The sequence below is a fragment of the Nocardioides sp. DN36 genome, assembly GCF_055380375.1.
This window is the reverse complement of the sequence record NZ_AP043823.1, coordinates 1,601,843-1,627,959: the sequence shown is the minus strand read 5'-3', so window position 1 is coordinate 1,627,959 and position 26,117 is coordinate 1,601,843. Positions and strand designations below refer to the sequence as shown.

At 72.6% G+C, this 26,117-nt stretch carries 27 protein-coding genes; 16 read left to right on the top strand and 11 right to left on the bottom strand.

The window, feature by feature from the left end; all coding sequences use genetic code 11:
* Positions 1-10 precede the first annotated feature (10 nt).
* Positions 11-721 (top strand): response regulator transcription factor, encoded by a 711-nt coding sequence (locus ACZ43H_RS08815; protein ID WP_464589449.1) that lies wholly within the window; start codon positions 11-13, stop codon positions 719-721.
* A 10-nt stretch (positions 722-731) separates the two neighbouring features.
* Here ACZ43H_RS08815 and ACZ43H_RS08810 read toward each other — a convergent pair whose 3' ends face one another.
* Together ACZ43H_RS08810 and ACZ43H_RS08805 are read right to left on the bottom strand one after the other, a co-directional pair.
* Entirely contained in the window at positions 732-1,406 is a 675-nt protein-coding gene (locus ACZ43H_RS08810) for an ion channel (RefSeq protein WP_464589447.1), read from the bottom strand.
* Between the two features lies 1 nt (position 1,407).
* Positions 1,408-1,956, bottom strand: coding sequence for a DUF1707 SHOCT-like domain-containing protein (locus tag ACZ43H_RS08805; protein WP_464589445.1), 549 nt, complete (start codon positions 1,954-1,956; stop codon positions 1,408-1,410).
* A 66-nt stretch (positions 1,957-2,022) separates the two neighbouring features.
* Here ACZ43H_RS08805 and ACZ43H_RS08800 point away from each other — a divergent pair, with 66 nt between their 5' ends.
* Genes ACZ43H_RS08800 through ACZ43H_RS08785 form a run of 4 tightly spaced genes read left to right on the top strand, consistent with a single transcriptional unit; the run spans position 2,023 to position 4,553 of the window.
* Entirely contained in the window at positions 2,023-2,547 is a 525-nt protein-coding gene (locus ACZ43H_RS08800; RefSeq protein WP_464589444.1) for a hypothetical protein, read from the top strand.
* A 4-nt stretch (positions 2,548-2,551) separates the two neighbouring features.
* Positions 2,552-3,058: a hypothetical protein gene (locus ACZ43H_RS08795; protein ID WP_464589443.1), complete on the top strand. Its 507-nt coding sequence runs from the start codon at positions 2,552-2,554 to the stop codon at positions 3,056-3,058.
* 60 nt (positions 3,059-3,118) lie between these two features.
* The gene (locus ACZ43H_RS08790) at positions 3,119-4,087 is read left to right on the top strand and encodes an NAD(P)/FAD-dependent oxidoreductase (protein WP_464589441.1); all 969 of its coding nucleotides are present in this window, start codon (positions 3,119-3,121) and stop codon (positions 4,085-4,087) included.
* Position 4,088: 1 nt separating this feature from the next.
* Complete coding sequence (locus ACZ43H_RS08785; protein WP_464589440.1) at positions 4,089-4,553, top strand: pyridoxamine 5'-phosphate oxidase family protein; 465 nt, start codon at positions 4,089-4,091, stop codon at positions 4,551-4,553.
* Positions 4,554-4,568: 15 nt separating this feature from the next.
* Here the strand turns inward: ACZ43H_RS08785 and ACZ43H_RS08780 are convergent, their stop codons facing one another.
* On the bottom strand, positions 4,569-5,183 hold the full coding sequence (locus ACZ43H_RS08780) for a TetR family transcriptional regulator (protein WP_464589438.1): 615 nt from the start codon (positions 5,181-5,183) through the stop codon (positions 4,569-4,571).
* Between the two features lie 133 nt (positions 5,184-5,316).
* Between ACZ43H_RS08780 and ACZ43H_RS08775 the strand changes: the two genes are divergently transcribed.
* Genes ACZ43H_RS08775 through ACZ43H_RS08765 form a run of 3 tightly spaced genes read left to right on the top strand, consistent with a single transcriptional unit; the run spans position 5,317 to position 8,433 of the window.
* Positions 5,317-6,573: a glycosyltransferase family 4 protein gene (locus ACZ43H_RS08775; protein ID WP_464589436.1), complete on the top strand. Its 1,257-nt coding sequence runs from the start codon at positions 5,317-5,319 to the stop codon at positions 6,571-6,573.
* Positions 6,570-7,295, top strand: a complete 726-nt coding sequence (locus ACZ43H_RS08770) for a class I SAM-dependent methyltransferase (RefSeq protein WP_464589434.1) — start codon at positions 6,570-6,572, stop codon at positions 7,293-7,295. Before ACZ43H_RS08775 ends, ACZ43H_RS08770 begins: the two co-directional genes overlap by 4 nt.
* The gene (locus ACZ43H_RS08765; protein ID WP_464589432.1) at positions 7,285-8,433 is read left to right on the top strand and encodes a prenyltransferase; all 1,149 of its coding nucleotides are present in this window, start codon (positions 7,285-7,287) and stop codon (positions 8,431-8,433) included. The genes ACZ43H_RS08770 and ACZ43H_RS08765 overlap by 11 nt, the downstream gene beginning before the upstream one ends.
* Here ACZ43H_RS08765 and ACZ43H_RS08760 read toward each other — a convergent pair.
* Together ACZ43H_RS08760 and ACZ43H_RS08755 are read right to left on the bottom strand one after the other, a co-directional pair.
* Positions 8,392-9,054: a class I SAM-dependent methyltransferase gene (locus tag ACZ43H_RS08760; RefSeq protein WP_464589431.1), complete on the bottom strand. Its 663-nt coding sequence runs from the start codon at positions 9,052-9,054 to the stop codon at positions 8,392-8,394. The two genes, ACZ43H_RS08765 and ACZ43H_RS08760, sit on opposite strands and share 42 nt — an antisense overlap.
* Before the next feature lie 47 nt (positions 9,055-9,101).
* On the bottom strand, positions 9,102-9,860 hold the full coding sequence (locus ACZ43H_RS08755) for an alpha/beta hydrolase family protein (RefSeq protein ID WP_464589429.1): 759 nt from the start codon (positions 9,858-9,860) through the stop codon (positions 9,102-9,104).
* 51 nt (positions 9,861-9,911) lie between these two features.
* Between ACZ43H_RS08755 and ACZ43H_RS08750 the strand changes: the two genes are divergently transcribed.
* Both ACZ43H_RS08750 and ACZ43H_RS08745 read left to right on the top strand, forming a co-directional pair.
* The gene (locus tag ACZ43H_RS08750; RefSeq protein ID WP_464589428.1) at positions 9,912-11,123 is read left to right on the top strand and encodes a DUF480 domain-containing protein; all 1,212 of its coding nucleotides are present in this window, start codon (positions 9,912-9,914) and stop codon (positions 11,121-11,123) included.
* Positions 11,120-11,746 carry a class I SAM-dependent methyltransferase gene (locus ACZ43H_RS08745; RefSeq protein ID WP_464589426.1) on the top strand — a complete coding sequence of 209 codons (627 nt, stop codon included), beginning with the start codon at positions 11,120-11,122 and terminating at the stop codon, positions 11,744-11,746. The genes ACZ43H_RS08750 and ACZ43H_RS08745 overlap by 4 nt, the downstream gene beginning before the upstream one ends.
* 54 nt (positions 11,747-11,800) lie before the next feature.
* Here the strand turns inward: ACZ43H_RS08745 and ACZ43H_RS08740 are convergent, their stop codons facing one another.
* Both ACZ43H_RS08740 and ACZ43H_RS08735 read right to left on the bottom strand, forming a co-directional pair.
* Complete coding sequence (locus tag ACZ43H_RS08740; protein WP_464589425.1) at positions 11,801-12,274, bottom strand: GNAT family N-acetyltransferase; 474 nt, start codon at positions 12,272-12,274, stop codon at positions 11,801-11,803.
* A 151-nt stretch (positions 12,275-12,425) separates the two neighbouring features.
* Positions 12,426-13,793 (bottom strand): HNH endonuclease signature motif containing protein, encoded by a 1,368-nt coding sequence (locus tag ACZ43H_RS08735; protein WP_464589423.1) that lies wholly within the window; start codon positions 13,791-13,793, stop codon positions 12,426-12,428.
* Between the two features lie 298 nt (positions 13,794-14,091).
* On the opposite strand from ACZ43H_RS08735, the gene ACZ43H_RS08730 reads away from it, so the two are divergent.
* Entirely contained in the window at positions 14,092-14,778 is a 687-nt protein-coding gene (locus tag ACZ43H_RS08730) for a hypothetical protein (RefSeq protein ID WP_464589422.1), read from the top strand.
* Here ACZ43H_RS08730 and ACZ43H_RS08725 read toward each other — a convergent pair.
* Positions 14,751-15,542, bottom strand: a complete 792-nt coding sequence (locus ACZ43H_RS08725) for a hypothetical protein (RefSeq protein ID WP_464589421.1) — start codon at positions 15,540-15,542, stop codon at positions 14,751-14,753. The genes ACZ43H_RS08730 and ACZ43H_RS08725 overlap by 28 nt on opposite strands.
* A 9-nt stretch (positions 15,543-15,551) precedes the next feature.
* The gene (locus ACZ43H_RS08720; RefSeq protein WP_464589419.1) at positions 15,552-16,481 is read right to left on the bottom strand and encodes an EamA family transporter; all 930 of its coding nucleotides are present in this window, start codon (positions 16,479-16,481) and stop codon (positions 15,552-15,554) included.
* An 84-nt stretch (positions 16,482-16,565) separates the two neighbouring features.
* Between ACZ43H_RS08720 and ACZ43H_RS08715 the strand changes: the two genes are divergently transcribed.
* On the top strand, positions 16,566-17,444 hold the full coding sequence (locus ACZ43H_RS08715) for a LysR family transcriptional regulator (RefSeq protein ID WP_464589417.1): 879 nt from the start codon (positions 16,566-16,568) through the stop codon (positions 17,442-17,444).
* Positions 17,445-17,454: 10 nt separating this feature from the next.
* On the opposite strand, the gene ACZ43H_RS08710 is transcribed toward ACZ43H_RS08715, so the two are convergent.
* Positions 17,455-18,702, bottom strand: coding sequence for an alpha/beta hydrolase fold domain-containing protein (locus ACZ43H_RS08710; RefSeq protein WP_464589415.1), 1,248 nt, complete (start codon positions 18,700-18,702; stop codon positions 17,455-17,457).
* Between the two features lie 62 nt (positions 18,703-18,764).
* Between ACZ43H_RS08710 and ACZ43H_RS08705 the strand changes: the two genes are divergently transcribed.
* A complete protein-coding gene (locus ACZ43H_RS08705; protein WP_464589413.1) occupies positions 18,765-20,219 on the top strand; it encodes a cryptochrome/photolyase family protein in 1,455 nt (484 codons plus the stop codon).
* A gap of 122 nt (positions 20,220-20,341) precedes the next feature.
* On the top strand, positions 20,342-20,782 hold the full coding sequence (locus tag ACZ43H_RS08700; RefSeq protein WP_464589411.1) for an iron chaperone: 441 nt from the start codon (positions 20,342-20,344) through the stop codon (positions 20,780-20,782).
* Positions 20,783-20,794: 12 nt separating this feature from the next.
* Here ACZ43H_RS08700 and ACZ43H_RS08695 read toward each other — a convergent pair whose 3' ends face one another.
* A complete protein-coding gene (locus ACZ43H_RS08695) occupies positions 20,795-22,969 on the bottom strand; it encodes an MMPL family transporter (RefSeq protein ID WP_464589410.1) in 2,175 nt (724 codons plus the stop codon).
* Between the two features lie 163 nt (positions 22,970-23,132).
* On the opposite strand from ACZ43H_RS08695, the gene ACZ43H_RS08690 reads away from it, so the two are divergent.
* Both ACZ43H_RS08690 and helR read left to right on the top strand, forming a co-directional pair.
* On the top strand, positions 23,133-23,840 hold the full coding sequence (locus tag ACZ43H_RS08690) for a TetR/AcrR family transcriptional regulator (protein ID WP_464589409.1): 708 nt from the start codon (positions 23,133-23,135) through the stop codon (positions 23,838-23,840).
* Positions 23,841-23,947: 107 nt separating this feature from the next.
* Entirely contained in the window at positions 23,948-26,113 is a 2,166-nt protein-coding gene (gene helR, locus ACZ43H_RS08685) for an RNA polymerase recycling motor ATPase HelR (RefSeq protein WP_464589407.1), read from the top strand.
* The last annotated feature ends 4 nt before the right edge of the window (positions 26,114-26,117 follow it).

The following is a 26,117-nucleotide window of genomic DNA, read 5'->3' as shown; positions in this document are numbered from 1 at the left end:
AAGGAGCTCGGTGGACACCCAGCACCGCATCCTCGTCGTCGAGGACGACCCGGCCATCAGCGAGCTGATCGTGCTCGTGCTCGAGCAGGGCGGGCGCACGGTGACGACCGCGGAGACGGGCGTCGAGGCGATCGCCGCGGTCCGCGAGCTCGACCCCGACCTGGTCACGCTCGACCTCACGCTGCCCGACGCGGACGGCGTCGAGCTGTGCCGCACCATCCGTGGCTTCAGCGACGCCTACATCGTGATGATCACCGGCAGGAACGACGAGATCGACCGGCTGGTCGGGCTCGACGTGGGCGCCGACGAGTACCTCTCCAAGCCGTTCTCGCCCCAGGAGCTGCGCGCCCGGGTGGCGGCGTTGCTGCGCCGGCCCCGCCTGGGGCTGGCCGGTGCCCCGGCGGCAGCGGGGGACAGCAGCGTGGACCTCGGTGGCGGGCTCGTGCTCGACCTCGGTGCCCGGGTGGCGACGCTGGGGCCGACCCGGGTGCCGCTGACGCCCGCCGAGTTCGACGTGCTGGTCGCCCTGGCGACCCGGGTCGGCACGCCCATGGAGCGCTCGGAGCTGGCGGACGCGGTGTGGAACGGCGAGTCGATCGAGTCCGACTTCCTCATCGACGTGCACGTCGGCAACGTGCGCCGCAAGCTGCGCCGCGCGGGGAGCGACCACGAGTGGGTGCGCACCGTCGCCGGCACCGGCTACGAGCTCACCAGCCCCTGACGCCGCGGCGTCAGGGCCTCGCGCGGGCCACGGTGAGCCCCACCAGGCGCGCGACCACGAGGGCGACGTAGAGCACGCCCGCCACCTGCTCCACCATCACCAGCGAGCGGGCGTGCGCCATCACCGGGACCACGTCGGACAGGCCGACGCTGGTCAACGTGGTGAACGAGAGGAAGAGCAGCTCGAACCACGGCCGGTCGCCGGCACCCGCCGCGTTCACGAACGAGCCCGGCCAGATCACCTGCGTGGCGGCGTACAGGTAGGCGAACGCCCACGCCACCACGGTGAACGCGGCGCCGGTCGCGTAGAGCTCGTCGCGGGTGACGCGCTGGTCGGTGAACAGGTAGCGGATCATCCCGTAGGAGATGAAGAAGTAGAACGGCGCGTGCAGCAGCGCGTTGACCAGCACGATGGTGTCGTCCTGCGGGTCGACCGCCTCCAGGATCGTGGTCACCATCGCGGGTGCCCCGAAGATCACCGCCACCCAGGTCAGGGCAGGGGTGCGGCGCACGGCCCAGAGCGCGATGAGCACCACGAGCATGCCGACGACGCCGATGATGGCCCGGCCCGCCTGGTTCTGGTCGAGGAACGGGTAGGCGAGGACGGCCACCAGCTGGGCGGCCAGCAGCACCGCCGACGGGTGCGTGCGCACCAGCCGCACGCGGCGGGCCAGGTGGTCGGACATCCTAGGAACCCTCGTCCCCGGTCTCGGGCGGCCTGCGCTCCAGCTCCCTGGCCTGCTTCTTCTCCAGCCGGCGACGGTTCGACTCGATCATGTCGGGACGGCGCACCAGGGTCCGCAGCAGGTTGAGCGCGGTGCCGGCGATCACGAAGGCCGGCCAGAAGAACCCCCACTCACCCCAGTTGGTGGCCGCCCAGATCACCACGCAGACCAGGCTCGGGCCGACGAGGGCGAGCAGGGCGTCGCGGCGGTCCGACTCGTACTCCGCGACTGCGCGTCGCTGCAGCTCCTCGCCGGACAGCCGCGCCAGCTCTCCGGAGGGACGGGCCGACGGGGTCGCGACCAGGTCCGCCACCAGCGGTGGGAGCTCGCCGAGGGTCCGGGCCGTCCCGGCCGCCGTGCTGCGGCTGTCCAGCTCCTCGCGGTCGAGGCGGCCGTCGGCGTACGCCTCGGTCAGCACCTGCTGGACGACGCCACGGTCCGCGTCCGAGGCCCGCAGGCCGGCGCACGCCGGGTCCCGCGGGTCGTGACTGAAGGACGACCACAGATCCACGTCCGCATCCTAGGTAGACCCGGTACGGTTCCTCGACCAGGACATGTCGAACCCCGGAGGCGATTCGTGGACGTGACGCCGGGAGGTCGCTCGCGGGTCCGGCTCGACATCGTCCTCTCCGTGCTCGCGCTGCTGCTGGTCTGCGTGTGTGTCGTCGGCGCGGTCGGTGTGCGCACGACGCACCAGCAGCGCGCGGACGCGGCCGTGGAGCAGCAGCGGTACGGCGACGTGCTGGCCGCCGCGGAGGCGGAGGTCGAGGCGTTCATCAACATCGACCACGAGCACGCCCGGGCCAGCATCGACAAGGTGGCGGCCGGGGCGACCGGGACGTTCCGCGAGCAGTACGACAGCTCCTCCGCGGGCGTGGTCCGGGCCCTGCGGGAGAACCGGTCGGTGATGGACGGGCACGTCGACTGGGTGGGGGTGGTCGACGTCGCCGCCGACAGCGCCACGGTCATCGCGGCCACGACCGGGGCCGTCGCCAACCGGCACACCGGCGACCGGCCGGTGCCGCGCAGCTACCGGCTCCGGCTCGACCTGGTCCGGGCCGGTGGCGCGTGGCTGACCTCCGACCTCGAGTTCGTGGACTGACCCGATGAGGAGCGCCCGCACCACCCTGGCCCTGGCGATCGTCATCGTGCTGCTCACCGCCGTGGCCGCGGGGGAGGCGTGGTACCTGTGGCTCCGTGACGAGCCCGCCGTCTCGTCCGCCCGCCCGGTGGTGACCGGCCGGCTGGCACAGGAGGCAGCCGTCGAGGCGGCCTCCCGCGCGACCGAGGAGATCCTCTCGAAGTCCTACCGCGACTACGACGCCCAGGCCGAGCGGGCGACCGACAAGATGACGGACTCCTTCGCCGCGGAGTACCGGACCACGGTCCGCGACCTGCGCGACCGGTTCCTGGCGGAGCGGACCGACCTGCAGGTGGAGGTGGTCGACGCCGGGGTCGTGCGTGCCTCGTCGCAGCAGGTGCAGGCGCTGCTCTTCCTCGACCAGCACGTCAGCAAGGACGGCAAGGACCCGACGACCAAGCCGTACCGCGCGCTGGTCACGGTGGTCCACACCGAGCACGGCTGGCTGGTCTCCGACCTCGCGACCCGGTAGCCCGCACCCACACGAATCGGCCGCGCTGGACGCCCCGACGGCCGGGGATGGAGGAGGATCATGGACGTGGACACCGACCTGCTCGTCATCGGCGCCGGCCCCACGGGTCTGTTCGCCACCTACTACGCCGGGTTCCGTGGCCTGCGGGTCGCGGTCGTCGACTCGCTGCCCGAGCTGGGCGGCCAGATCACCGCGATGTACCCCGAGAAGCAGATCCTCGACGTGGCGGGGTTCCCCACCGTCAAGGGTCGCGACCTGGTCGAGGGGCTGGTCGCCCAGGCGACCACCGCGCACCCGGAGTACTTCCTGGACCGGACCGCCACCAAGCTGCGCCACGACGGCGACAGCGTGACCGTCGCGCTCGACGACGGCACCGAGATCCGGGCCGGCGCGGTGCTGATCACCGCCGGCATCGGGAAGTTCAGCCCGCGGCCGCTGCCCGCAGGGGAGGGCTGGCTGGGGCGTGGCCTGGAGTTCTTCGTGCCCAGCTTCGCGCCGTACGCCGGCAAGGACGTCGTGATCGTGGGCGGCGGCGACAGCGCCTTCGACTGGGCGCTGCACCTCGAGCCGGTCGCCCGGTCGGTCACCCTCGTGCACCGTCGCGACGCGTTCCGGGCGCACGCGCGCACCGTCGAGCAGGTGCGGGCCTCGGCGGTCCGCATCCTCACCAAGGCGGAGGTCACCGCCTTCAACGGCGACGGGGTCGTGGAGTCGGTGGACGTGACCGCCGACGGCGAGGAGCTGACCCTGCCCGCCCAGGCCGTGGTCGCCGCGCTGGGCTTCGTCGCCGACCTCGGGCCGCTCCAGCAGTGGGGGATCGAGGTCTCGAAGCGGCACGTGGTCGTCGACTCCGCCATGCGGACCAGCCTCGAGCGGGTCTTCGCCGCAGGCGACATCACCGAGTACGCCGGCAAGGTGCGGCTGATCGCGGTCGGGTTCGGTGAGGCGGCGACCGCGGTCAACAACGCGGCGGTGGCCATCGACCCGTCGGCGCACGTGTTCCCGGGCCACTCGAGCGAGGGGAGCTGACGTGGGTGGGCGCGCCGCGGTGCGGATGAGCGACCAGGAGGTCACCGACCTCCTGGCCGACAACCTGAAGGTGCAGGTGGCCAGCATCGGCCGGGACGGCACGCCCCACCTGACGACGCTCTTCTACGTCGTGCTCGACGGCGCGCTCGCCTTCTGGACCTACGCGCGCAGCCAGAAGGTCCGCAACCTCGAGCGCGACCCGCGGGTCAGCTGCCTCGTCGAGGACGGCACCGACTACTTCGAGCTGCGCGGGGTGTCGATGACCGGTCGCGCGGAGATCGTCCGCGACCACGACCGGGTCCTGGAGATCGGCTCCGCCGTCGCCGTACGCATGGTCGGCGCGACGAGCCTCGCCGACCTCGGCGAGCTCGGCCGGAGCACCGTCGAGGCGCAGGCCGCCAAGCGGGTGGCCGTCGTCGTCCACCCCGAGCAGGTCGCGACCTGGGACCACCGCAAGATGCGCTGAGCCGGAGAGGGCAGGTCAGTCCCGCAGCAGCAGCCGGACGGCGACGTCGAGCTGGCGCCCCACGTCGTCGGCGGTGGTGCGGCCGGTGACCCAGCCGACCAGCAGCGAGAGCCAGACGTCGCCGATCACGCGGGCGATGTCGACGTCGTCCTCGGTCAGCTCCTCCCGGTCCGGGTGCATCGCCCGGGTGAGCATCGTGCTGACGAGGGTGCCGACCGTCTGGATCTCGTTCTTCACCGACTCGTCGGCGAACATGAACGCGCGGGTGAGCGCCTCGGTGAGGTGGGGATCGGCCTGGAGGCCCTTGTTGGTGCGGGCGAGCAGGTGCATGACCCGCTGGTGCGGGGTGTCGCCGGCGATCGCCTTGTCGCGGGTCGCCGCCTCGGCGCGCTCGAACTCCCGGCCCAGCGCGGAGACCAGCAGGTGGATCTTGGAGGGGAAGTAGCGGTAGAGCGTCCCGAGCGCGACGTCCGCCTGCTCGGCGACGGCACGCATCTGGACGGCGTCGAAGCCGCCCTGTGACGCGAGGGCGATCGTGGCGTCGAGGATCCGCTTGCGGCGGTCCCGCTGTGCGGCCGATCCGAGGTCCTCGACCGTCAGCGAGCTGGCGCTGCCCACGGAGCCTCCCATCCGTCTCCCTCTCCGAGACGGTCCACCGAGCGGCTCGGTGGACCGGAGATCTAGGCTAGCAATCGGCGGGTCATAATAGGAACACGTTCCACTCAGTCCGGCCCGGACGCTCTCACCAGGAAGGTCGTGACGGATGCGGATCGCACTCCTGTCCTACCGGAGCAAGCCCCACTGCGGAGGGCAGGGCATCTACATCCGCCACCTCAGCCGCGAGCTGACGAACCTCGGCCACTCGGTCGAGGTCTTCTCGGGCCAGCCGTACCCCGAGCTCGACCCGGGGGTCGCGCTCACCAAGGTCCCCAGCCTCGACCTGTACCGCGAGCCGGACCCGTTCCGGATCCCGAAGCCACGGGAGTTCCGCGACCTCGTGGACGTCGAGGAGTTCCTGACCATGTGCACGGCCGGCTTCCCCGAGCCGAAGACGTTCAGCACCCGAGTCGCGAAGCTGCTGCGCGACCGCGTCGACGACTTCGACGTCGTCCACGACAACCAGGTGCTCGGCTACGGCATGCTCGAGATCGAGAAGATGGGGCTGCCGCTGGTCACGACCCTGCACCACCCGATCACCTTCGACCGGCGTATCGATCTTGCCGCCGCGCCCTGGCGCAAGCAGCTGTCGGTGCGCCGCTGGTACGGCTTCCTGCGCATGCAGGGCAAGGTGGCCCGTCGGGCGCGGAAGATCCTCACCCCCTCGCAGGCCTCCAAGCGCGACATCGTCAAGGACTTCGGGGTGGACCCCGAGCGCCTGCAGGTGATCCTGCTCGGCGTCGACGACGGCTTCGCACCGCCGACCGCGCCGCGGGTGCCGGGTCGGATCCTCGCGATGGCCAGCGCGGACGCACCGATGAAGGGCATCGCCACGCTGCTGGAGGCGTTCGCCAAGCTGCGCACCGAGCGCGACGTCGAGCTGGTGCTCGTCACCAAGCCGCAGCCGGGCGGCCGCACCGAGCAGCTCATCGACCGGCTCTCGATCGGCGACGCGGTCCGGTTCGTGCACGGCGTGAGCGACGCCGAGCTCGTCGACCTGATGGGGTCGGCCGAGATCGCGTGCGTGCCCTCGCTCTACGAGGGGTTCTCCCTGCCGACCGCGGAGCTGATGGCCTGCGCGACCCCGCTGGTGGTCTCCCGGGCCGGGGCGATCCCCGAGGTCGTCGGCCCCGACGGCGAGTGCGCCGACCTGGTCACCCCCGGCGACGTGGGCGAGCTGGAGTCGGCGCTGGCCGCGCTGCTCGACGACCCCGAGCGGCGCGAGCGGATGGGCGCCGCCGGGCGGCAGCGGGTGCAGGAGCTGTTCAGCTGGCGGGCCGTGGCCGCGGCCACCGCTGCGGCGTACGAGGAAGTGATCGCGGACTACCGGGCCTCGACCGGCTCGGCCACCGGAGGTGCATGACAGTGTTGACCGTCGACTTCGACCGCCTCGGGCTGCGCCCGGGGGACCGGGTGCTGGACATGGGCTGCGGCGCCGGCCGGCACGCCTTCGAGATGTACCGCCGCGGCGGTGACGTGATCGCGTTCGACCAGGACGCCGACGAGCTCTCCGGGGTGCGCGACCTGTTCGTCGCCATGAAGGAGGCCGGCGAGGTCCCCGAGGGCGCGGAGGCGGACGTCAAGGAGGGCGACGCGCTGTCGCTCCCGTTCGCCGACGGCGAGTTCGACCGGGTCGTGGCCGCCGAGGTGCTGGAGCACATCCCCGCCGACATCCAGGCGATCGACGAGCTGGTGCGGGTGCTGCGTCCGGGCGGGACGATCGCCGTCTCGGTGCCGCGCTGGTTCCCGGAGATCGTCAACTGGAAGCTCTCCGCCGACTACCACAACGTCCCCGGCGGACACATCCGGATCTACTCCGACAAGGAGCTGATCGGCAAGCTCACCAACGCCGGCCTCGAGCTCGAGGGCAAGGACTACGCCCACGGCCTGCACTCGCCGTACTGGTGGATCAAGTGCGCCGTCGGCGTCCGCAACGACGACCACCCGCTCGCCAAGGCCTACCACCGGCTGCTGGTCTGGGAGATCATGAAGCAGCCCAGGACGCTGCGGCTCGCCGGCAAGGTCCTCGACCCGTTGATCGGCAAGAGCATGGTCCTCTACTTCCGCAAGCCCGATGCAGGCTGACCTCCCCGCCTGGGTCCCCGGCCTCGAGGGCGTGCTGAGCGCCGCCGAGGTCGCCGAGACCGCGGCCTCGATCGCGGCGATGCAGGAGCCCGACGGGGCGGTGCCCTGGACGGTCGGTGAGCACACCGACGTCTGGAACCACGTCGAGTCGGCGATGGCCCTCCTCGTGGGGGGCCAGGTCGAGGCGTCGGACCGCGCGTTCGCGTGGTGCCTGGCGACCCAGCGCAACGACGGCTCCTGGCCGATGAAGCTGGTCGGCGGCGAGGTCGAGGACCACAGCGGCGAGACCAACATGTCGGCCTACCTGGCCGTCGGTGTCTGGCACAGCTGGCTGGTGCGCGGCGACGTCGACTTCGTACGCCGGCACTGGCCGGCCGTCCGCCGCGGCCTGGACTGGGTCGTCTCGATGCAGCTGCCCTTCGGCGGGATCGCGTGGTCCCGGGAGTGGGCGGACGGGCGCCCGGCCAAGGTCAACGAGGAGGCGCTGCTCGCGGGCTCCTCGAGCATCTACCAGTCCCTGCGGGCCGGTGTCGCGCTGGCCGAGCTCCTCGGCGAGCCCCAGCCGGACTGGGAGCTGGCGGGTGGCCGTCTCGGCCACGCCCTGCGCGAGCACCGGGACCTGTTCCTGGACAAGTCGGACTACTCCATGGACTGGTACTACCCGGTCCTCGGCGGTGCCGTGCGCGGCGAGCAGGGCCGGGCGCTGCTGCAGAGCCGCTGGGACGAGTTCGTCGAGCCGGGGCTGGGCATCCGCTGCGTGCGCCCCGACCCCTGGGTGACCGGCGCGGAGACCTGCGAGCTGGCGATGGCGCTGGACGCCGTCGGCGACCGCGAGAGCGCGCTCCGGCTGCTGATCGACATGCAGCACCTGCGCGCCGAGCAGGGCAGGTACTGGACGGGCTACGTCTTCCCGGACCGGGTCAACTGGCCGGTCGAGCACACGACCTACACCGCGGCCGCGGTGATCCTCGCCGTCGACGCGCTGGCGGACGGCACCGGCGGCGCCGGGATCATGCGCGGCACCACGCTGGCCGCGGACTTCCCGGAGGTCGGCCTCGAGTGCGGCTGCTCGCCCAGCGACCGTGCGGGCGACCGCTCAGGCGACCGGGTCGCCGGCCTCGCCGGCCGTCCGTCGTAGCACCCGCATCGAGCCGAGCGCCTCGACCTCGGTGAACGAGCCGCCGCCGATCGCGCGCAGGAAGACGTCGTACGGCGGCCGGCCGCCGTCGGCGGGGTCGGGGAAGACGTCGTGGATCACCAGCAGGCCGCCGGTCATCAGCCACGGCGCCCAGCCGGTGAAGTCGTTGTGGGCGTGCACCTCGGCGTGCCCGCCGTCGATGAACACCATCGACAGGGGAGTGCGCCAGTGCGCCGAGACCGTGGTGGACCTCCCGACCACGGCGACCACCTGGTCCTCCAGCCCGGCCCGGGCCAGGGTCCCGCGGAAGACCGGTAGCGTGTCCATCAGCCCCAGCTCGGGGTCGACCAGCGTGGGGTCGTGGTGCTCCCAACCGGCCTGGTTCTCCTCCGAGCCACGGTGGTGGTCGACGGTGAACACGGTCCCCCCGACCTCCCGGGCGGCGGCGCCGAGGTAGATCGCGGACTTGCCGCAGTAGGTGCCGACCTCCAGCACCGGCCCGTGCGGGAGCCGGTCGCGGGCCACCCGGTGCAGCAGCAGCCCCTCGACCTCGGGCATGAAGCCCTTGGCCGACCGGGCATGGGCGAGCAGGTCGTCGGGCATCGCGGTGGTCTCCGGCACGGCGCCACCCTAGACGGGCCGCGGGGGTCCCTCTGCCGGCCCGGTGGCTACGGGGCCAGGTAGGGGTCGGCCCAGGCGCTGATGATCCTCGCGGCCCGCCGGGCCTGGTTCTTGCCGGTGAGCAGGTGCTCGGTGCCCTCGAGCGACACGAAGCTCCGGGGGTGCCGCGCGGCGCGGAAGATCTGGCTGGCGTTCTCGATCCCGACGGTGTTGTCCGTCGGGGCGTGCATCACGAGCAGCGCCCGGCGCAGCCCGCGGATGCGCTCGTGCAGGTCCGCGGCGCGCACGTCCTCGATGAACGCGCGTCGCAGGGTGAGGGCCTTGCCGCCGACCGGGAACGGCGCCTCGCCCTCGGTCATGATGAGGTCGATGAGCGCGTCGTAGTTGTGCTCGACGTGCGCCGGCTCGTACGGCGCGCCGATGCTGGCCACGGCGCGGACGCCGTCGACGAGGTGGGCCGCGGCGATCACGGCGGCGCCGCCGAAGGAGTGGCCGACGAGCAGCCTGACGTCCCGGCCGGTCGCCTCCATGAAGCGGACCGCCTCCGCCGTGTCCTCCACCTTGTGGGAGAACGAGCCGTCGCCCCAGTCGCCCTCGGAGTGGCCGAGGCCGAGGTTGTCGAAGCGCAGCATGCCGATGCCCTCGCTGGCCAGCTGCTTGCAGATGCGGCTGGCTGCGGGGGAGTCCTTGCCGAGCGTGAAGCCGTGGGCGAAGACTCCCCAGCCGCGGACCGGCCCCTCGGGGAGGTCGATGATCCCGGCGAGCATCGGCCCGCTGGTGCTGGGGAAGGACACGCGTTCGGCCACGGTCGTCATCGTTCCAGACACCGCCGGCTCCGAGTCTCTAGTCTCGTCAGGGTGAACGACCTCCCAGTCCTCGACCCGGTCGACCAGCGCATCCTGGGCAGCCTGCTGGAGAAGCAGGTGACCGTGCCGGCGTCGTACCCCCTCACGGCCAACGCCCTGCGGTCGGCCTGCAACCAGTCGAGCAACCGGGACCCGGTGCTCGACCTCGACGAGCAGACCGTCGAGCGGACCGCGCGCGACCTGAAGGAGCGGGGGCTGCTGCGCATCGTCTGGTCCGACAGCGGCCGGCGGACGCTGAAGTACCACCAGACGCTCGACGAGCGGCTCGGCCTCGAGCCCGACGAGCGGGCCCTGCTCACGGTGCTGCTGCTCCGGGGCGAGCAGGCCCCCGGCGAGCTGCGCACCCGCACCGAGCGGCTGCACCCGTTCGCCGACCGCGGCGAGGTCGAGACCTGCCTGCGCCGGATGGCGGAGCGCCCGCAGCCGCTGGTGCGCCAGCTCGAGCGGCGGCCCGGGCAGCAGGACCCCCGCTGGATCCACCTGCTCGGCCCCGTCCCGCAGCAGGTCGCCGCCACCGTCACCCCCTCCGTGGACCGGGACGCCGTGCTCGCCGACGGTGCGGAGGCACGCGACGCGCGGGTGCGGTCGTCGTACGACGCCGTGGCCACCGCCTATGCCGACCACCTCGTCGACGAGCTGGCCGGGCTGCCGTTCGAGACCTGGCTGCTCGACCGGGTGGCCGCCCACGCCGACGGTCGTCCCGTGGTCGAGGTCGGCTCGGGGCCGGGTCACGTGACCGCCCACCTGGCCGTCCGTGGTGCCGAGGCGACGGGCATCGACCTCTCGCCCGCGATGGTGGACGAGGCCCGGCGCCGGTTCCCGGGAGTGTCGTTCGAGGTCGGTGACCTCCGCCGGCTGATGCGACCCGCGACGAGCTCGGGCTGGGCGGCGGTCCTGGGGTGGTACTCGCTGATCCACCTCGCGGCGGCCGAGCTCCCGGACGCGGTCGCGGCCCTGACCCGTCCCCTCGCCACGGACGGCTGGCTGGTGCTGGCGCTGCACGCAGGAGCGGAGGTCCGCCACGCCGACGAGTGGTTCGGTCACGAGGTCGACCTCGACGTGGTGCTGCACGAACCCGCGCAGGTGGTCGGGGTCGTGGAGGCCGCCGGCCTGGTGGACGTGGAGTGGTACCTCCGCGGGCCGGTCGCGGCCCGGGGTGAGACGACCGAGCGGTTGTACGTCATCGGGCGGGCCGCCTCATGACGCACGAGTTCGACAAGGACTACTGGGAAGAGCACTGGCGGCAGACGCACGACCGGCCGTCGTCAGGGTCCGTCGCCCCGAACCCGTACGTCGTCCGCGAGACCGGCGGCCTGGTGCCCGGCACTGCCCTGGACGCCGGCTGCGGCGAGGGCGCCGAGGCGAGGTGGCTGGCCTCCCGGGGCTGGCAGGTCACCGCGGCGGACATCTCCTCCGAGGTGCTCGCCCGGGCCGCTGAGCGTGCGGCGGAGGGCGAGGGAGCCGGTGTCGTGCGGTGGGTCGAGGCGGACCTGAGCACCTGGGAGCCGGATCGACACTTCGACCTGGTCGTGACGAGCTACGCCCATCCCGCGATGCCGCAGCTGGCGTTCTACGACCGCATCTCCAGCTGGGTCGCCCCGGGCGGGACGCTGCTCGTCGTGGGGCACCTCCACACGCCCGACGCCGCCGGGCACGACCACGAGCCTCCGGAGGAGGCCTCGGTCACGCTCGCGGACATCACCGCCCGCCTGGACGGTGCCGACTGGGAGGTGGTCACCGCAGAGGAGCACGTGCGTGAGGTCCCCGGCAACGCGGAGCCGCTGCGCGACGTCGTCGTACGCGCCAGGCGGTGCCGGACGTCGTAGCCGCACCTTGCGCCGTTCGACGGTGCGGCCCCAGGCACAGGAGCCTGCTCGTCGTCATGAGGGGTACAGGTCGAGCTCGAGGACGGGCTCGCCCTCGTGCACCTCGCCGGTGGGCGTGAAGCCGTACCGCTCGTAGAAGGGGCCGGGCGCCCTGGGGCCGACCACGTGCGAGACCAGGAGCACTCGGGCGTCGGGACGGGTGCGAACGTGCGCGACCACGAGGTCGAGCGCAGCGGTGCCGTAGCCCCGGCCCTGGAAGCGGTGATCGATGAGCAGCCGCCACAGGTAGTAGGGACCGAGGTACTCGGGATCGTCGACCGTGATGCCGTCGCTGATCATGACGAAACCGACGGGTTCGTCGTCGGCGTAGACCGCGCGGAACCAGGGCTTCGTGTCGGGGAGCTCCGCGGCCTCCACCAGCGACTCGGCGACACCGGCGACGTAGTCGGTCTGCTCGTCGTAGACCGCCAGTGCCTCGACGGCGGCGCGGTTGGCCTCGGTGATCTCGCGAAGTGACAGCACCGGCACGGTCTCGCTCCTGGGCCCAGTCAGCGCGCGTGCGCTGTGCTGGTGAGCATCGCACGGCACGACGACTCCGGGTGAGCGCCGCGGGGCAGCACGACGGGCCCGATGACCCGGTGGGTGCGGGGTGATCCGGCCTGGTCGTGCTTGCAGGGGCTCAGTTGGTGTCGTGCCGGATGGTGCCGTGCGGGGTGACCAGGTAGCTGCGGCCGAGGGGGCCGTGCCACTCGTAGGTGCCGTCGGGTCGTCGCCTGTATCGCCATCGACGACTGGTCTTGGCCCGGTGATGCCGCCGACAGAGTGGGGCGAGCAGGTCGGGTGCGGTCTGGCCCGGTGGCCCGCCGTCGTCCAGGGGGACGAAGGGCTCGATGTGGTCGAGGTCCGCATGCCGGGCGTCCACGGCGCACCAGGGGAAGACGCAGTGCCCGTCGCGGAGGATGACCAGCTCGGCCATCCACGCTGGCGGGTCGTGCTCGTCCACCGCATGGGTAGAAGCGAGGTCGATGACCGGCTGGATGGTGACCCGGGAGCGGCCGACCCAGTCCTTGATCAGGTCGATGGTCGCCGGCCCGAGCCGCTCGACCGTGCCGGCCACGGTGCCGCCATCAGCGGCACCTGCCGTTGTGGTGCAGCCGGTGGCGAGGTCGGCGAGGGAGAGGTGGAGGTAGAGCCGGGTCTTGGGCTGCCTTGGCTTCGCGGGGGCAGCGGGCACCTCGGGCTGCTGTCCGGTGAGGGTGAGGAGGTCGAGGGTTGCTTGCTGGGCGGCGATGACGCCGAGGGCTTTGGCCTTGCGGATCTCGAGGTCGTCGGTGTCGCCGAGTGCCTTGAGCTGGGCGGCCTGGTCGCAGACCAGGTCGTGGAAAGCGGTGAGGTCGAGGGTGTCGCCGGCGACGTCGAGATAGCTGGTGCCGTCGAACCGGCCGGGGTGGTCGTGGTGGAGGGTGACGTGCCAGCCCTGCCGGCCCTTCTTCTCCTTCGCCGCGATGAGGTCGGGGTCGAACTTGGCGATCGCGTGCGCGACGGTCGTCTCGACCGCCTTCCACCCGCACGAGGACAACCGGGGTGCGAGCTGCTCGTCGACATAGGCCGCGGCGGCTTGGGAGAGCTGGTGGGTGGCCTTCGCGACCTGCCGCGCGCGATAGGGCTCGACCGCCAGGGTCTGCACGAGCCGCCAGATCCGGGGCAGCCGGTACCTCAGGTCGAGGGCGTCGGCGATCAGCGCCATCCCCGCCTGGGTGGAGACCTCCAGGGTGGCGGCGAATGGCTCGGGCGCGAATGCGGCCACCGCCGGGGTGCCGTCCCCACCCAGGGACTCGTCGGCGAGCAGGACGCTGGGGCCGCCCCAGGTCGCGACCCCGGTGTCGGCGGTCGCGGGGTGCCGCACGCACCACTCAACGGCGACCCGCAGCTTGCCGCGCTCCTCCGCACGAGCACCTTGCCGGCGTTCTTCGAGCACGCCCAACAGGCCGTCGAGATCGAGGTCCTCGATCTCGACAGGTTCCCCGGATGCGTCGGTTTCGAACATGGATCCATGGTCTCACCGACCACCGACAGTCGACCCCCGGAAAGGGCCCGATCCGGGGATTCTGGGGAAACCCGAAAGTAAAACTTTGGTGCGCGACCGGCTCGGGGTCGTCGCGGCCCCGCGTCGGGTGCCTACCGCAAACCGGAAGCCGGGAGACCTCGGCGGCCGCGGCGTACCTCTCCCCGTAGCTGCCGAGACCGCCACCACCCACGACCCGAAGGCCCCGCGTGTGGCGGAGCCCCCGCTGGCGCTGGTGGGGAGAAGTCGCGAGGCCGGGATGGTCGCCTAGAGTCGGGTCGTGATCGTGGGACGGGGAACGCAACGACGAGCATGGCCCACCGCCCTGACGGCGCTCGCGATGGCCATCGCGCCCGCGCTCGGCGGAGTGGCGGCGGCCGAGGGCGGACGCGAGCGTGCGACGACGAACACCCGCTACGTGCGGGCCTTCGACGACGGAGCGGGCAACGTCCACTACAACCGCCCGAAGCGGCGGTACTCCGCGGAGCAGCGAGCCGCCGCCGACATCCGGCACGTCCGGATCTGGCAGCAGGACCACCGCGATGCGTACGTCAGGGTGACGATGCGCGGCGCCCTGCCCCGGTTCGCCCGAGCCCCGCGGTCGGCCTGGGACCTGTCGGTCTTCATGGAGCCGTCGAGACCGTCGCGAGAGCCCCAGGTCAGCGTCTATCTCCAGCCCGGGCGCAAGGCGCGGATCACGGCCTGGTGGGACGACAACAGTCACGAGACATGCAGGACTGCGGTGGAGCGCTCGAAGCACGGGCGCAGCTACACGATCTTCCTGCCCTGGCGCTGTTCCTGGTACTCGGTCGAGCGAGTCACGGTCCAGTCCTCACTCGACACCCGTGCCTTCATGGACGCCCCCGGGGCGCTCGACAGGCGGGTCGTGGGTGCGCGGCTGGACTGGGACGACGACCTCGGCCGGGATCGAGGCGGCTCTCAGTCGGACGCCACCCGACTCCCCTGAGGCCGGCGCAGAGCCAGCAGGGCGAGCCCCACCGTCAGCACGACCACCACCGCGAACTGGACCGTCGCGGAGCCGTACACGAGGTCGATCATCTGGGGCCCGACCAGGGCCAGCGCGGCGCTGCCCGCCACGCTGCCCAGCATCGCGACCGACGCCGGCCGGCGCAGCCTTCCGGCGAGCACGATCGCCGCCCCCCACGGGCCTGCGTAGACCAGCCCCATCGCGCCCCAGGACTGGAGGTCGCTCATGTCGGGGTCACCTGCGACGAGGGCCACGGGGAGCGCCGCGACCACGAGCACGCCGACCACCGTGCAGGCCCGCCGGACGTTGCGTCGTACGCCGCCCGCGAACGCGCCGTCCTCGACCAGCTGCCACAACGACAGCATCATCGCGATCGCCCCGGTGGTCGCGATGACCAGCGCCAGCCGCTGCAGCCGCACCGGGTCCCCGGCGTAGCCGCCCATCCCGAAGGCCGGCTGCCAGTGCTTGGCCGCCACCAGCCCCGTGCCCGTGAGCTGGGCGCCGACCACCGCCCCTGCGGCCGCGGCCGCGGACCGGGCGATCCTCGAGCCGAGCGCGGTGGCCACCACGACGCCGGCCGCGAGCCCCAGGCCCACCAGGACCCATGTCCACCACGGGTAGATCGAGGTGCCCGAACGCAGCCCAGTGGTGCTGAACGGCAGGCGCGGACGGGTCAGCGCGAGTCCCGCGGCGACGTTGCAGGCCGCGAGGGCCACGCCACGCGGCTGAGGGAGTCCGACCACGATCGGACGCTAGGGGGACTGGGGGAGCGCCGCCTCCGGAGCGGCAGTGGCGTACTGAGGACTGGGTACGCCGGGCGCCGGCTCCGGGACCGCCCGGCTCCCGGAGCGGGTCGCGCCGGTGCCCGCGGCGACGACCAGGACGACGCCGGCGGCGGCCAGGACGGACGGCACCTGGTGCAGCAGCACCAGGCCGACGAGGGCAGCGATCGCCGGCTCGAGGCTCATCAGCGTGCCGAACGCGGCGGTCGTGAGCCGGCGCAGCGCCAGCATCTCCAGGCTGAACGGCACCACCGGGAGCAGCAGCGCGAGCCCCAGGCCGACCAGGACCAGCTGCGGGGTTAGCGAGCTCGCGAAGCCCGGCCCGGCCACGGCGGTGGCGACCAGGCCGGCGACCGGCAGCGACACGGCCAGCCCCGAGAGCCCCTCGACGGCGTCGCCGACGGCCTGCGTGAGCAGGATGTAGCCGGCCCAGCAGGCAGCGGCACCGAGCGCGAGGGCCACGCCGCGCGGGTCGGCGCCCCCGCCCCACGGCTCGGTCAGGAGCAGCACGCCCACGAGCGCGAGCGCCGGCCAGGCGAGCTGGCGCGCGTCCCGGCTGCGGGCCACGGCGACGCCGAGCGGCCCGAGGAACTCCAGCGCGCTGGCGGTGCCGAGCGGGATCCGGGCGACCGCGCCCATGAACAGGATCGTCATGCCGCCGGTGACGACCCCCAGTGCCGCGGCGGCCGCCAGCGATCTCGGCGTCAGGCTGCTCGGCCGGGGACGCAGGAGTAGCAGCGCCAACGCGCCCGCGCAGGCCAGCCGCAGGGCCGCGGCGCCGTCCGCGCCCAGCCGGTCGAGCAGGCCCACCGAGGCGGCAAGGCCGAGCTGCACGCACGACATGGACGCCAGCGCCATGAGCGAGCCGGTGCGGGCCGAGGTGTGTCCGAGCGTGGTCATGGCTCCAAGTAGAGACGGTGACGACCGTTCACGTCCACGTGACTTCACTTGACGTACCGTTCATGAATCCTTGACGATCGGGTGATGGACCCGCGCCGGCTCGAGCTCCTGCTCCAGCTCTCCCGCCTCGGCTCGATGCGCGCCGTCGCGGACGTCACGGGGGTGACCACCTCGAGCGTCTCCCAGCAGATCGCGGCCCTCGCCTCCGAGGCCGGGACCGCGCTGCTCGAGCACGAGGGACGGGGAGTGCGGCTGACGCCTGCCGGCCGGCGGCTGGCCGACCACGCGGTCCACGTGCTGGCCGCGCTCGACGCTGCCCGCGCCGACCTGGATCCCGAGGCGACACCGCGGGGGACCCTGCGGGTCGCGGCGTTCGCCACCGCGATCCGTGAGGTGGTGCTGCCGGTGCGCCGCCGGCTCGCCGTGGACTCACCCGAGGTGCACCTGCGGATCCACGAGCACGAGCCCGCGGAGGCGCTCGAGCTGCTGGAGGGTGACGAGGTCGACCTCGCCATGACCTACGACTACAACCTCGCACCGACCCGGTTCGACTCGGCGTTCGTGCACCAGCCGCTCGGCGCCACGCCCTGGGGGCTCGGCGTGCCGTCCGCCGACGAACCGGCCGCGGGCAGCTCGCTGGCGGTCTTCCGGACCTACCGCGACCACGACTGGATCGTGAACTCCCGCAACACCGCCGACGAGGAGGTCGTGCGGACCGTCGCCTCCCTGGCGGGCTTCGAGCCCCGGGTCGTGCACCGGGCGGACAGCCTCGAGCTGGTGCAGGACATGATCGCCGAGGGCCTCGGCGTCGGGCTGCTTCCCGAGCCGGCGCCGACGATCCCGGCCGTCGCGCTGCTCCGGCTCGACGAGCCCGAGGTGACGCTCCGGTCGTACGCCGTCAACCGCCGCGGTCGGGACGCGTGGCCGCCGCTGGCCCTGGTGCTCGGCCTGCTGCGCGAGTGAGTCGCGTGCGTCAGCCGGCGTCCTCGGACGTGGCGTGCTCGCGCCGGTAGAGGTTCCAGTGCCAGTGCAGGTAGCGGTCGATCGCGCGGACGATGTGCGCCGACCGGATCGACGGGAAGACGTCGAACGCGTGCTGCGCGCCCGGCAGCTCGGCGTACACGACCGAGCGCTTGGAGATGCTGCGCAGCTTCTCGACGAAGAGCCGGGCCTGGTCGACCGGGACGAGCGTGTCGCGGGTGCCGTGCAGGACGAAGAAGTCCGGCGCGTCCTCGGTGATCCGCAGGATGGGTGAGCCGGCCTCGAAGATCTCCGGGGCCTCGCTCCAGCGCTGCTGCACGATCCGGGGCGCGAGGTAGGTGTCGCGCATCAGCTCCATGTCGCGCACCCCGGTGGAGCCGGCGAGGTCGTAGACGCCGTAGTGGGGAACGGCCACGGCGACGCTGGTGTCGGCGTCCTCGAAGCCGGGCTGCCAGGCGCGGTCGTGCGGGGTGAGGGCGGCCAGCGCGGCGAGGTGCCCACCCGCGGAGCCACCCGTGATCGCGAGGTACGCCGGGTCGCCGCCGTACTCCGCGATGTGCTCGCGGATCCAGGCGATCGCCCGCTTAACGTCGACGATCTGCGCCGGGAACGCGTCGCGCGGGGCGAGGCGGTAGTTGATCGCGACGCACACCCAGCCCTTGGCCGCGAGGTGCTGCATGAGCGGGATGCCCTGCTGGTCCTTGGACCCGAGGGTCCAGCCGCCGCCGTGGACCTGGAGGAGGACCGGTGCGTCGGCGAGCTGGGCTCCCGCGGGGCGGTAGATGTCGAGCAGCCCCCGCCTGCCGTGCCGGGGGTCGTAGGCGATGTCGCGCTCGACCCGGATCGCGTCGTTGCGCATCCGGAACGGGTTCACCAGCTGGCGCCACGGGGTGGCGAGGTCCGCCGGCGTGGGCCGGGTGTCGAGCGCCCGGACGTAGTCGGCGCCCAGCGTCTCGACCAACGCGTCCTCGGCCGTGGTGCGCACCCGTCGGCTCTGGTCGATCAGGAAGGCCAGTCCGGCGGTGCTGGCACCGGCCAGCACGAGCCCGGCCCGGTTGCGCCGGGGGTGGCGCGCGTGCGCGGCCGCGTCGGCGGCGGTGAGGGCGAGCAGGTGCGGGGCCAGCTCGCCGGTCAACCAGCCGGCCAGGAACGCCGGGATGCCGAACCTGAAGCCGGGCACCGGTCGGATTGCGTTCGCGGTGAGCGCAGCCGTCACGATCTGTCGGCGCAGGAAGGACATGCACCCGATGCTAGAACACGTTCTGGAATCCGGGTGTCGGGTCCGCTGGGTACCTTCGCGGCATGGGGAACGGCGTCTCACACGTCCGGCTGGTGCTGCCGCACCAGCTCTTCGTCGAGCACCTCGACGCGCCGCCGGGCACCACCTTCGTGCTGGTCGAGCACGACCTGATGTTCCGGCAGTACTCCTTCCACGCCCAGAAGCTGGTCCTGCACCGCGCCTCCATGCGTCGCTTCGCCGACCGGTTGCGTGAGGCCGGACGCGACGTCGTGGTCGTCGAGACCTCGGCGACGCGGACCTCCCGGGAGGGCCTGGACGCCGAGCTGCGACGGCTCTCCCCGCAGTCGGTCTCCGTCTACGACGTGGTCGACGACTGGCTCTCCCGCGACCTGCCCGAGGCGGAGGTGCTGGAGTCCCCGAACTTCCTCACGACCCGGGCCGAGCTCCAGGAGGCGCTCGGCGGAGGGGGCAGACGCGCTCGCATGCAGCACTTCTACGCCGCCCAGCGGCGCCGGCTCGACGTGCTCATGGACGGCGACGAGCCGGTCGGCGGCCGGTGGTCCTTCGACGAGGACAACCGCAGGAAGCTGCCCCGCGGGCACCCCGTCCCGCCGGTGCCCTCGCCCGACCGCCACCCCCACGTCGAGGACGCCATCGCGTGGGTCGGCGAGGACTTCCCCGACGCGCCGGGTGACGCAGCGGCCTTCGCCTGGCCCACCTCGCACGCGGAGGCGGAGGCGGCGTACGACGCGTTCCTGGCCGACCGTTTCGAGCAGTTCGGGCCCTACGAGGACGCCATCTCCCGCGACCACCCGCACCTGTTCCACTCCCTGCTGACCCCCGGCCTCAACATCGGCCTGATCAGCCCGCAGCAGGTGCTGGACCGGGCGCTCGAGGCGTCGGCCGACGGGCGGGTGCCGCTCGCCTCCGTCGAGGGGTTCGTGCGGCAGGTGATCGGGTGGCGCGAGTACATGCGCGCCGCCTACGTCCTGTGGGGCCGGCGGATGCGCACCAGCAACCGGCTCGGCCACACCCGACAGCTCGACGAGGGCTGGTGGACGGCCCGGACCGGGCTCGAGCCGGTCGACCTGGTGCTGGGCCGGGTCCTGGAGAGCGGCTACGCCCACCACATCGAACGGCTGATGGTGCTCGGCAACGCCATGTGCCTGCTGCGCACCGACCCGGACGCGGCGTACGAGTGGTTCATGGAGATGTTCGTCGACGCCTACGACTGGGTGATGGTGCCGAACGTCTACGCGATGAGCCAGTTCGCCGCCGGCTCGGCGATCACCACCAAGCCCTACGTCTCGGGGTCGAACTACCTGCGCAAGATGTCGGACCTGCCGCCGGGGGAGTGGCGCGAGGACTGGGACGCGCTCTACTGGACGTTCGTGCGCGACCACCACGACGTCTTCGACGCCAACCCACGCTCCCGGATGGTGGCCCGGCTGTACGACGGCATGGAGCCCGCGACGAAGGCGGGGCACACCCGACGCGCGGGACCGTGGCTGGCCTGAGGGGGAGGGAGGGCGTCCGGGGCGATCCGGTCAGGAATCGAGAAGCGCCGCGGTGGAGGCTCGCCTAGCGTTGCTGCAACGGCCGGCGCGACGCCGGGCCCCACGACGAGAGGGAGTCGAGCATGTCCACCAAGACCGAGTCGGATGGTTTCACCGCCGAGGAGCGGGCCGCGATGAAGCAGCGCGCCGCCGAGCTGCGTGCGGAGGGGAAGAAGGGCGCGAAGAAGGCCGACGGCCTGCAGGCGGTCCTGGACGCGATCGCGAAGATGGCGCCGGAGGACCGGGCGCTGGCCGAGCGGGTGCACGTGACGGTGATGGAGGCCGCGCCGGACCTGGCGCCCAAGACCTGGTACGGCATGCCGGCCTACGCGAACGCCGACGGCAAGGTCGTCGTCTTCTTCCAGGACGCGGGGAAGTTCAAGTACCGGTACTCCACCCTGGGCTTCCAGGACGCCGCGAACCTCGACGAGGGCGACCTGTGGCCGGTCGCCTACGCGCTGCGGGACTGGAGCCCTGCCGTGGAGAAGAGGGTCACCGAACTGGTCAAGGCTGCCGTCTCCTGACGCATCGCGGTCTCAGGTGGTGCCGACAGGCTCCGGCTCCGGCTCCGGCGCCTCAGGTGCCGGTCCGGTCGCGGGGGACCGGGATGGGGCGAGGGGAGACGGCTCGACGACCAGGATGCGGGCGAGCCAGGTGGGCAGCCACCAGTTCCACCGTCCGAACACGCTGACCAGCGCCGGCACCAGCAGGGCGCGGACGATGGTGGCGTCGATCAGGATGCCGACCCCCAGGGCGGTGCCGAGGACCTTCACGTCCGTGCCGGGGGACATCGCGAGCGCGGAGAAGGAGAAGAAGAGGATGAGGGCGGCGGACGTGACCAGACGCCCGGTCCTGCCGATGCCGGTGACGACCGCCATGGAGGTGTCCCCGGTGCGGTCGTACTCCTCGCGCATCCGGGCCAGGATGAAGACCTCGTAGTCCATCGACAGCCCGAACAGGAACGCGAAGATCACCACGGGGAGCCAGAAGTTGATGGCACCGGTGGCCGCGACGTCGAAGAAGGTCTGGGACCCGTGGCCCAGCTGCCAGAAGAACACGATCGCGCCGAACACCGCGGCCAGCGAGACCAGGTTGAGCAGGACGGCCTTGAGCGGCAGCAGCACCGACCGGAACGTGCGGACCAGCAGGACGTAGGTGATCAGGGCGATGAGCGCCAGCACGTAGGGGAAGTTGTCGTAGACCGCGCTGAAGTAGTCCTCGATCGTCGCGCCGACCCCGGTCACGCCCACGCCGCCATCGACGGTGGGCTCGACCGCCGCCCTGACGTCGTCCACGACGACGGAGCTGTCGCTGTCGACGGTGGCCTCGGTCGGCAGCACGTCGACGACCGCCTGGTCACCGCGGACGGTGCCGACGACCGCGAGCTGGACTCCGGCGACGTCGCGTGCCGCGTGCGCGGCCGCTTCGGCGTCCGCCGCCGGGACCAGCACCTCGATGGGGGTCAGGACGCCCGCTCCGACTCCGCCGTCGGTCAAGGTGCGCAGGGCGTCGTACCTCGGGCCGCTCTGGGCCAGGGACTCCAGGCTCGAGCCCGGCCCGATGGCGATCCTGGACACGGGGATGATCAGGAGCGTGAGCATCACGACGGCGGCGGCCGTGGCCACGAAGCGGTGCCGGACGATGACCCGCGCCCACGCCGACCAGCCACGCGAGGCCGTGCCCTCCTTGCGGATGCGGGGGTAGTCGATCCTCGGTCCGACGCTCGAGAGCAGCGCCGGCAGCAGCGTCAGGACGGCGGACACGCTGACGAGCGGGATGAGCATGCCCGCGACGCCCATGCTGCGCAGGGCCGGGACGGGGACGATGAGCAGCGCCAGCAGGCTGATGGCGACGGTCACCCCGGAGGCGAGCACGGCCCGGCCGGCGGTCCCCATCGCGACGACGACGGCGTCCTCGTTGCTGCGTCCGTGGGCCCGCTCCTCCCGCCAGCGCGACACCACCAGCAGCGAGTAGTCGATCGCGACGCCGAGCCCGATCAGCGCGATGAGGAACTGGACGATGATGCTGACGTCGCTGAACGTCGTCAGTCCGAGGACGAGCATGAAGGTCGTCAGGATCGACACCGCGGCGATGAGCAGCGGGAGCACGGCCAGGAACGACGCGTACACGAAGAGCAGCACGAGGAGCGCGGCCGCGGCGGCGAGCAGCGTCTCCAGCAGCAGGCTGGAGCTCTCCTGGTCACCGCCCGCGGACAGCAGGCCGTAGGAGGTCAGTCCGCTCTCGAAGCCCTGGGCGCCGGCGGCCTTCGCCAGCGCCGGGTCCAGCTGCGCCTCGATGTACGGACCGAACACGGTCGGCGTCGGCGCCTGGATCAGGGCGTACGTCGTGCGCCCGTCGTCGGTCACGAAGTCCGGGTCGTCGGTGCCGGCCAGGCCCACGACCCGCAGGTGGACGTTCGGCACGTCGGCCACAGCCGTCCGGATCACCTTGGCGACCGCTCCTCGGTCCTGCTCGACGGTGTGGCCCTGGGGGACCGTCACGACGGCGATGTAGCTGTCGAACGTGCTGACCCCGTAGGTGTCGACGAGCTTCTGCTCCGCGTTGTCGCCGGGCTGGCCGGGCAGGGAGAAGTCGAGCGACAGCCGGCCGCTGAGCTGGCTGGCGGAGAGGAGCCCGCCGAGGAACAGCAGCAGCCACAACGCGCTCACGATGCGACGGTGGTGCATGACGAACCGAGCGAAACGCTCCATGGGAGCTCCAGGTGAGTCCGATGCCACGACGTGGGAGGCGACTCACGGCTGTCTCGCGAGCTGCGGAGAGGATCGGGGATGGTGACCGCCCGATCGGCGTTTCTGTACGGCGTACAAACACTGTACGTTGTCCAGGTTCCCTGTCAACAGGAGGTGCGGAGCCGTGCCGGAGCCGAGGAAGGCGCGCCGGGGTCCGCGGCGCGCGTCGACCGAGGACGAGGTCCTCGATGCGGCGTTGGCCCTGCTGGACGAGGGTGGGGTCGAAGCCGCCTCGGTGCGGAGCATCGCGGCGAGGGTGGGCGTGGCCCCGAACGCCGTGTACACCTACTTCGCGGACAAGGCCGCGATCCACAAGGGGATCGTGGAGCGCCTCCTCGGAGAGGTCGACCAGGGCGTGTTCGCCGACCGGGAGGTGGCCTGGCCGCAGCGGGTCGAGTCGCTCGCCCTGGAGCTGAGGGCCAGGCTCACGGCGCACCCCGGGGCCGTCCCCCTCCTGATCAGCAGCCCGCTGGACGGTCCCCGCGCGCTCGCCCTCAACGAGCGGCTGCTGGAGCTCTTCGGGGACGCCGGCCTCGACGCCGCCGAGGCGGCCCGCGGGGCCTACCTGCTCATCGTCTACGTCTTCGGGTCGATCGCGCTGGACGTCGCCGACGTGCGCCGACCCGGCCCGCTCCCGCCCGAGCGCGACCGGATCCGGGTCCGACGAGAGGCGATCGGCCGGACCCCGACCGGGGAGTACCCCCGCACGGCCGCGGCCGCCGGGACGATCGCGGAGTACGTCTCCACCGAGCAGTTCGTCTGGGGGATCCACCGGATGCTGGAGGGGATCCTCGCCCGCACCCGCGGCGGCCCCTCCACTCTCAACGTATAGCGGACCCGGGGGCTTGCGGCAAGGCCCCCGGCAGGCCTCAGAATCGCCGATCGACGCCGGTGTCCCAGGGATCACCGGGACGCCGCCGCACGATCGGAGCCGATGACATGGACCCAGCGACCACCAGCGTGTTCGACCTCTCCGGCCGTCTCGCGGCCAAGGCCGACCCGGCGCTGGTCGCCCGCGACGAGCAACACTTCGCGGACCTCGCGAGCAGCCTCGAGCACTCGGTCGCCGACCTGTCCGACCGCCTCGACGCCGCGCGGCGGGCACCGGCCGGCAGCGGCCAGGAGGCGCTGGACCGGGACCAGGAGGTCCACCGGCTGACGGCCCGCCTGCGCACCCTGCGCCGGTACGGCGTGGACCTGTGCCTGGGGCACATGGTGCACGCCGACGACCCCGAACCGGTGTACGTCGGCCGGCTGGGCCTCTCCGACAGCACCGGTCGCCGGCTCCTGCTCGACTGGCGGTCACCCGCGGCCGAGCCCTTCTTCGGGGCCACCCACGCCGACCCGATGGGGCTGGTGAGCCGACGCCGCTACCGATGGACCCGCGGGCGCATCAGTGACTACTGGGACGAGGTGTTCACCGCCGAGGGTCTGCAGGGGCACGCGGCCGCGCTCGACGACCAGTCCGCCTTCATCGCCAGCCTGGGCGGCAGCCGATCGCCCCGGATGCGCGACGTGCTCGGCACCATCCAGGCCGACCAGGACGCGATCATCCGGGCCGGCTCCCGTGGGGCGCTGGTCGTGGACGGCGGGCCGGGCACGGGCAAGACCGTCGTCGCCCTGCACCGCACCGCCTACCTGCTCTACGCCGACCCGCGCCTGGGTCACCGCCGGGGCGGCGTGCTGTTCGTCGGCCCGCACCAGCCCTACCTGGCCTACGTGGCCGACGTGCTGCCGAGCCTGGGGGAGGAGGGTGTGCAGACCTGCACCCTCCGCGACCTCGTCCCCGAGGGCGCGACCGCCGTGCCCGAGCCGGATCCGAAGGTGGCCCGGCTGAAGGCCTCGGCGGCCATGGTGCGGGCGATCGAGCCGGCCGTGCGGCTCTACGAGGAGGCGCCGACCTCGGGCATGGAGGTCGAGACGCCGTACGCCGACATCTGGCTCAGCCCCGACGACTGGGCGGAGGCGTTCGACGCCCCGGATCCCGGCACCCCGCACAACGAGGCGCGTGACCAGGTGTGGGAGGAGCTGGTCTCCATCCTGGTCGACAAGGTCGACGAAGCAGGGGTGCCGCCGGACCAGCTCCGCCGGGCGCTGGCGCGGAACCGTGAGCTCGCTGCCACCTTCACCCGGGCCTGGCCGCTGCTCGACCCGACCGAGATCGTCGAGGACCTGTGGAGCGTGCCGGCGTACCTGCGCCGGTGCGCCCCGTGGCTCGAGCCGGACGAGGTGCAGGCTCTGCGGCGTACGGACGCGCGGGCCTGGACCGTGGCGGACCTGCCCCTGCTGGATGCGGCGCGGCTACGCGTGGGCGACCCCGACGCGCCACGTCGCCGGCGACGGCTGGAGGCCGAGGTCGCTGCCCAGCGAGAGGAGATGGCCGCGGTCATCGACCACCTGGTCGCGACCGACGACACCGAGATGAAGGTGATGTCGATGCTGCGGGTCGAGGACGCGCAGAGCGTGATCGTCGACGAGGGCGCCCTCTCGACCGCGACACCCGACCAGCTCGCCGGCCCGTTCGCGCACGTCGTGGTCGACGAGGCGCAGGAGCTCACGGACGCCGAGTGGCAGATGCTGCTGCTGCGCTGCCCGTCCCGGAGCCTCACGATCGTCGGGGACCGGGCCCAGGCGCGCCACGGGTTCACGGAGTCCTGGCGGGAGCGGCTCGAGCGGATCGGGCTCGAGCACGTCGACCTGGCGTCGCTCAGCATCAACTACCGGACGCCGGAGGAGGTCATGGCCGAGGCCGAGCCGGTCATCCGGGCCGCGCTGCCGGACGCGAACGTGCCGACGTCCGTGCGGAGCAGCGGTGTCCCCGTCGTCCACGGATCCGTGTCCGGGCTGCGGTCGGTCCTGGAGTCCTGGCTGGCCGAGCATCCCGACGGGATCGCCTGCGTCGTGGCCGTCGGTGAGGTGGCCGGCCCGCTCCCGGGGGCGGACCGTGTCCGGGTGTCGACCCCCGAGCTGTCGAAGGGGCTGGAGTTCGACCTGGTCGTGCTGGTCGACCCGGACACGTTCGGCGGCGGCATCGAGGGCGCCGTCGACCGCTACGTCGCGATGACCCGGGCGACCCAGCGGCTGGTCGTCCTCACGAGCCCGTGATCCG

What these genes read in the sequence shown, in the direction of transcription:
- ACZ43H_RS08720 (WP_464589419.1), bottom strand. Translation starts at nt 16,481, where the DNA reads ATGACCACGCTCGGACACACCTCGGCCCGCACCGGCTCGCTCATGGCG.
- ACZ43H_RS08715 (WP_464589417.1), top strand. Translation starts at nt 16,566, where the DNA reads ATGGACCCGCGCCGGCTCGAGCTCCTGCTCCAGCTCTCCCGCCTCGGC.
- ACZ43H_RS08795 (WP_464589443.1), top strand. Translation starts at nt 2,552, where the DNA reads ATGAGGAGCGCCCGCACCACCCTGGCCCTGGCGATCGTCATCGTGCTG.
- ACZ43H_RS08735 (WP_464589423.1), bottom strand. Translation starts at nt 13,793, where the DNA reads ATGTTCGAAACCGACGCATCCGGGGAACCTGTCGAGATCGAGGACCTC.
- ACZ43H_RS08745 (WP_464589426.1), top strand. Translation starts at nt 11,120, where the DNA reads ATGACGCACGAGTTCGACAAGGACTACTGGGAAGAGCACTGGCGGCAG.
- ACZ43H_RS08700 (WP_464589411.1), top strand. Translation starts at nt 20,342, where the DNA reads ATGTCCACCAAGACCGAGTCGGATGGTTTCACCGCCGAGGAGCGGGCC.
- ACZ43H_RS08705 (WP_464589413.1), top strand. Translation starts at nt 18,765, where the DNA reads ATGGGGAACGGCGTCTCACACGTCCGGCTGGTGCTGCCGCACCAGCTC.
- ACZ43H_RS08695 (WP_464589410.1), bottom strand. Translation starts at nt 22,969, where the DNA reads ATGGAGCGTTTCGCTCGGTTCGTCATGCACCACCGTCGCATCGTGAGC.
- ACZ43H_RS08765 (WP_464589432.1), top strand. Translation starts at nt 7,285, where the DNA reads ATGCAGGCTGACCTCCCCGCCTGGGTCCCCGGCCTCGAGGGCGTGCTG.
- ACZ43H_RS08710 (WP_464589415.1), bottom strand. Translation starts at nt 18,702, where the DNA reads ATGTCCTTCCTGCGCCGACAGATCGTGACGGCTGCGCTCACCGCGAAC.
- ACZ43H_RS08775 (WP_464589436.1), top strand. Translation starts at nt 5,317, where the DNA reads ATGCGGATCGCACTCCTGTCCTACCGGAGCAAGCCCCACTGCGGAGGG.
- helR (WP_464589407.1), top strand. Translation starts at nt 23,948, where the DNA reads ATGGACCCAGCGACCACCAGCGTGTTCGACCTCTCCGGCCGTCTCGCG.
- ACZ43H_RS08810 (WP_464589447.1), bottom strand. Translation starts at nt 1,406, where the DNA reads ATGTCCGACCACCTGGCCCGCCGCGTGCGGCTGGTGCGCACGCACCCG.
- ACZ43H_RS08790 (WP_464589441.1), top strand. Translation starts at nt 3,119, where the DNA reads ATGGACGTGGACACCGACCTGCTCGTCATCGGCGCCGGCCCCACGGGT.
- ACZ43H_RS08780 (WP_464589438.1), bottom strand. Translation starts at nt 5,183, where the DNA reads ATGGGAGGCTCCGTGGGCAGCGCCAGCTCGCTGACGGTCGAGGACCTC.
- ACZ43H_RS08770 (WP_464589434.1), top strand. Translation starts at nt 6,570, where the DNA reads ATGACAGTGTTGACCGTCGACTTCGACCGCCTCGGGCTGCGCCCGGGG.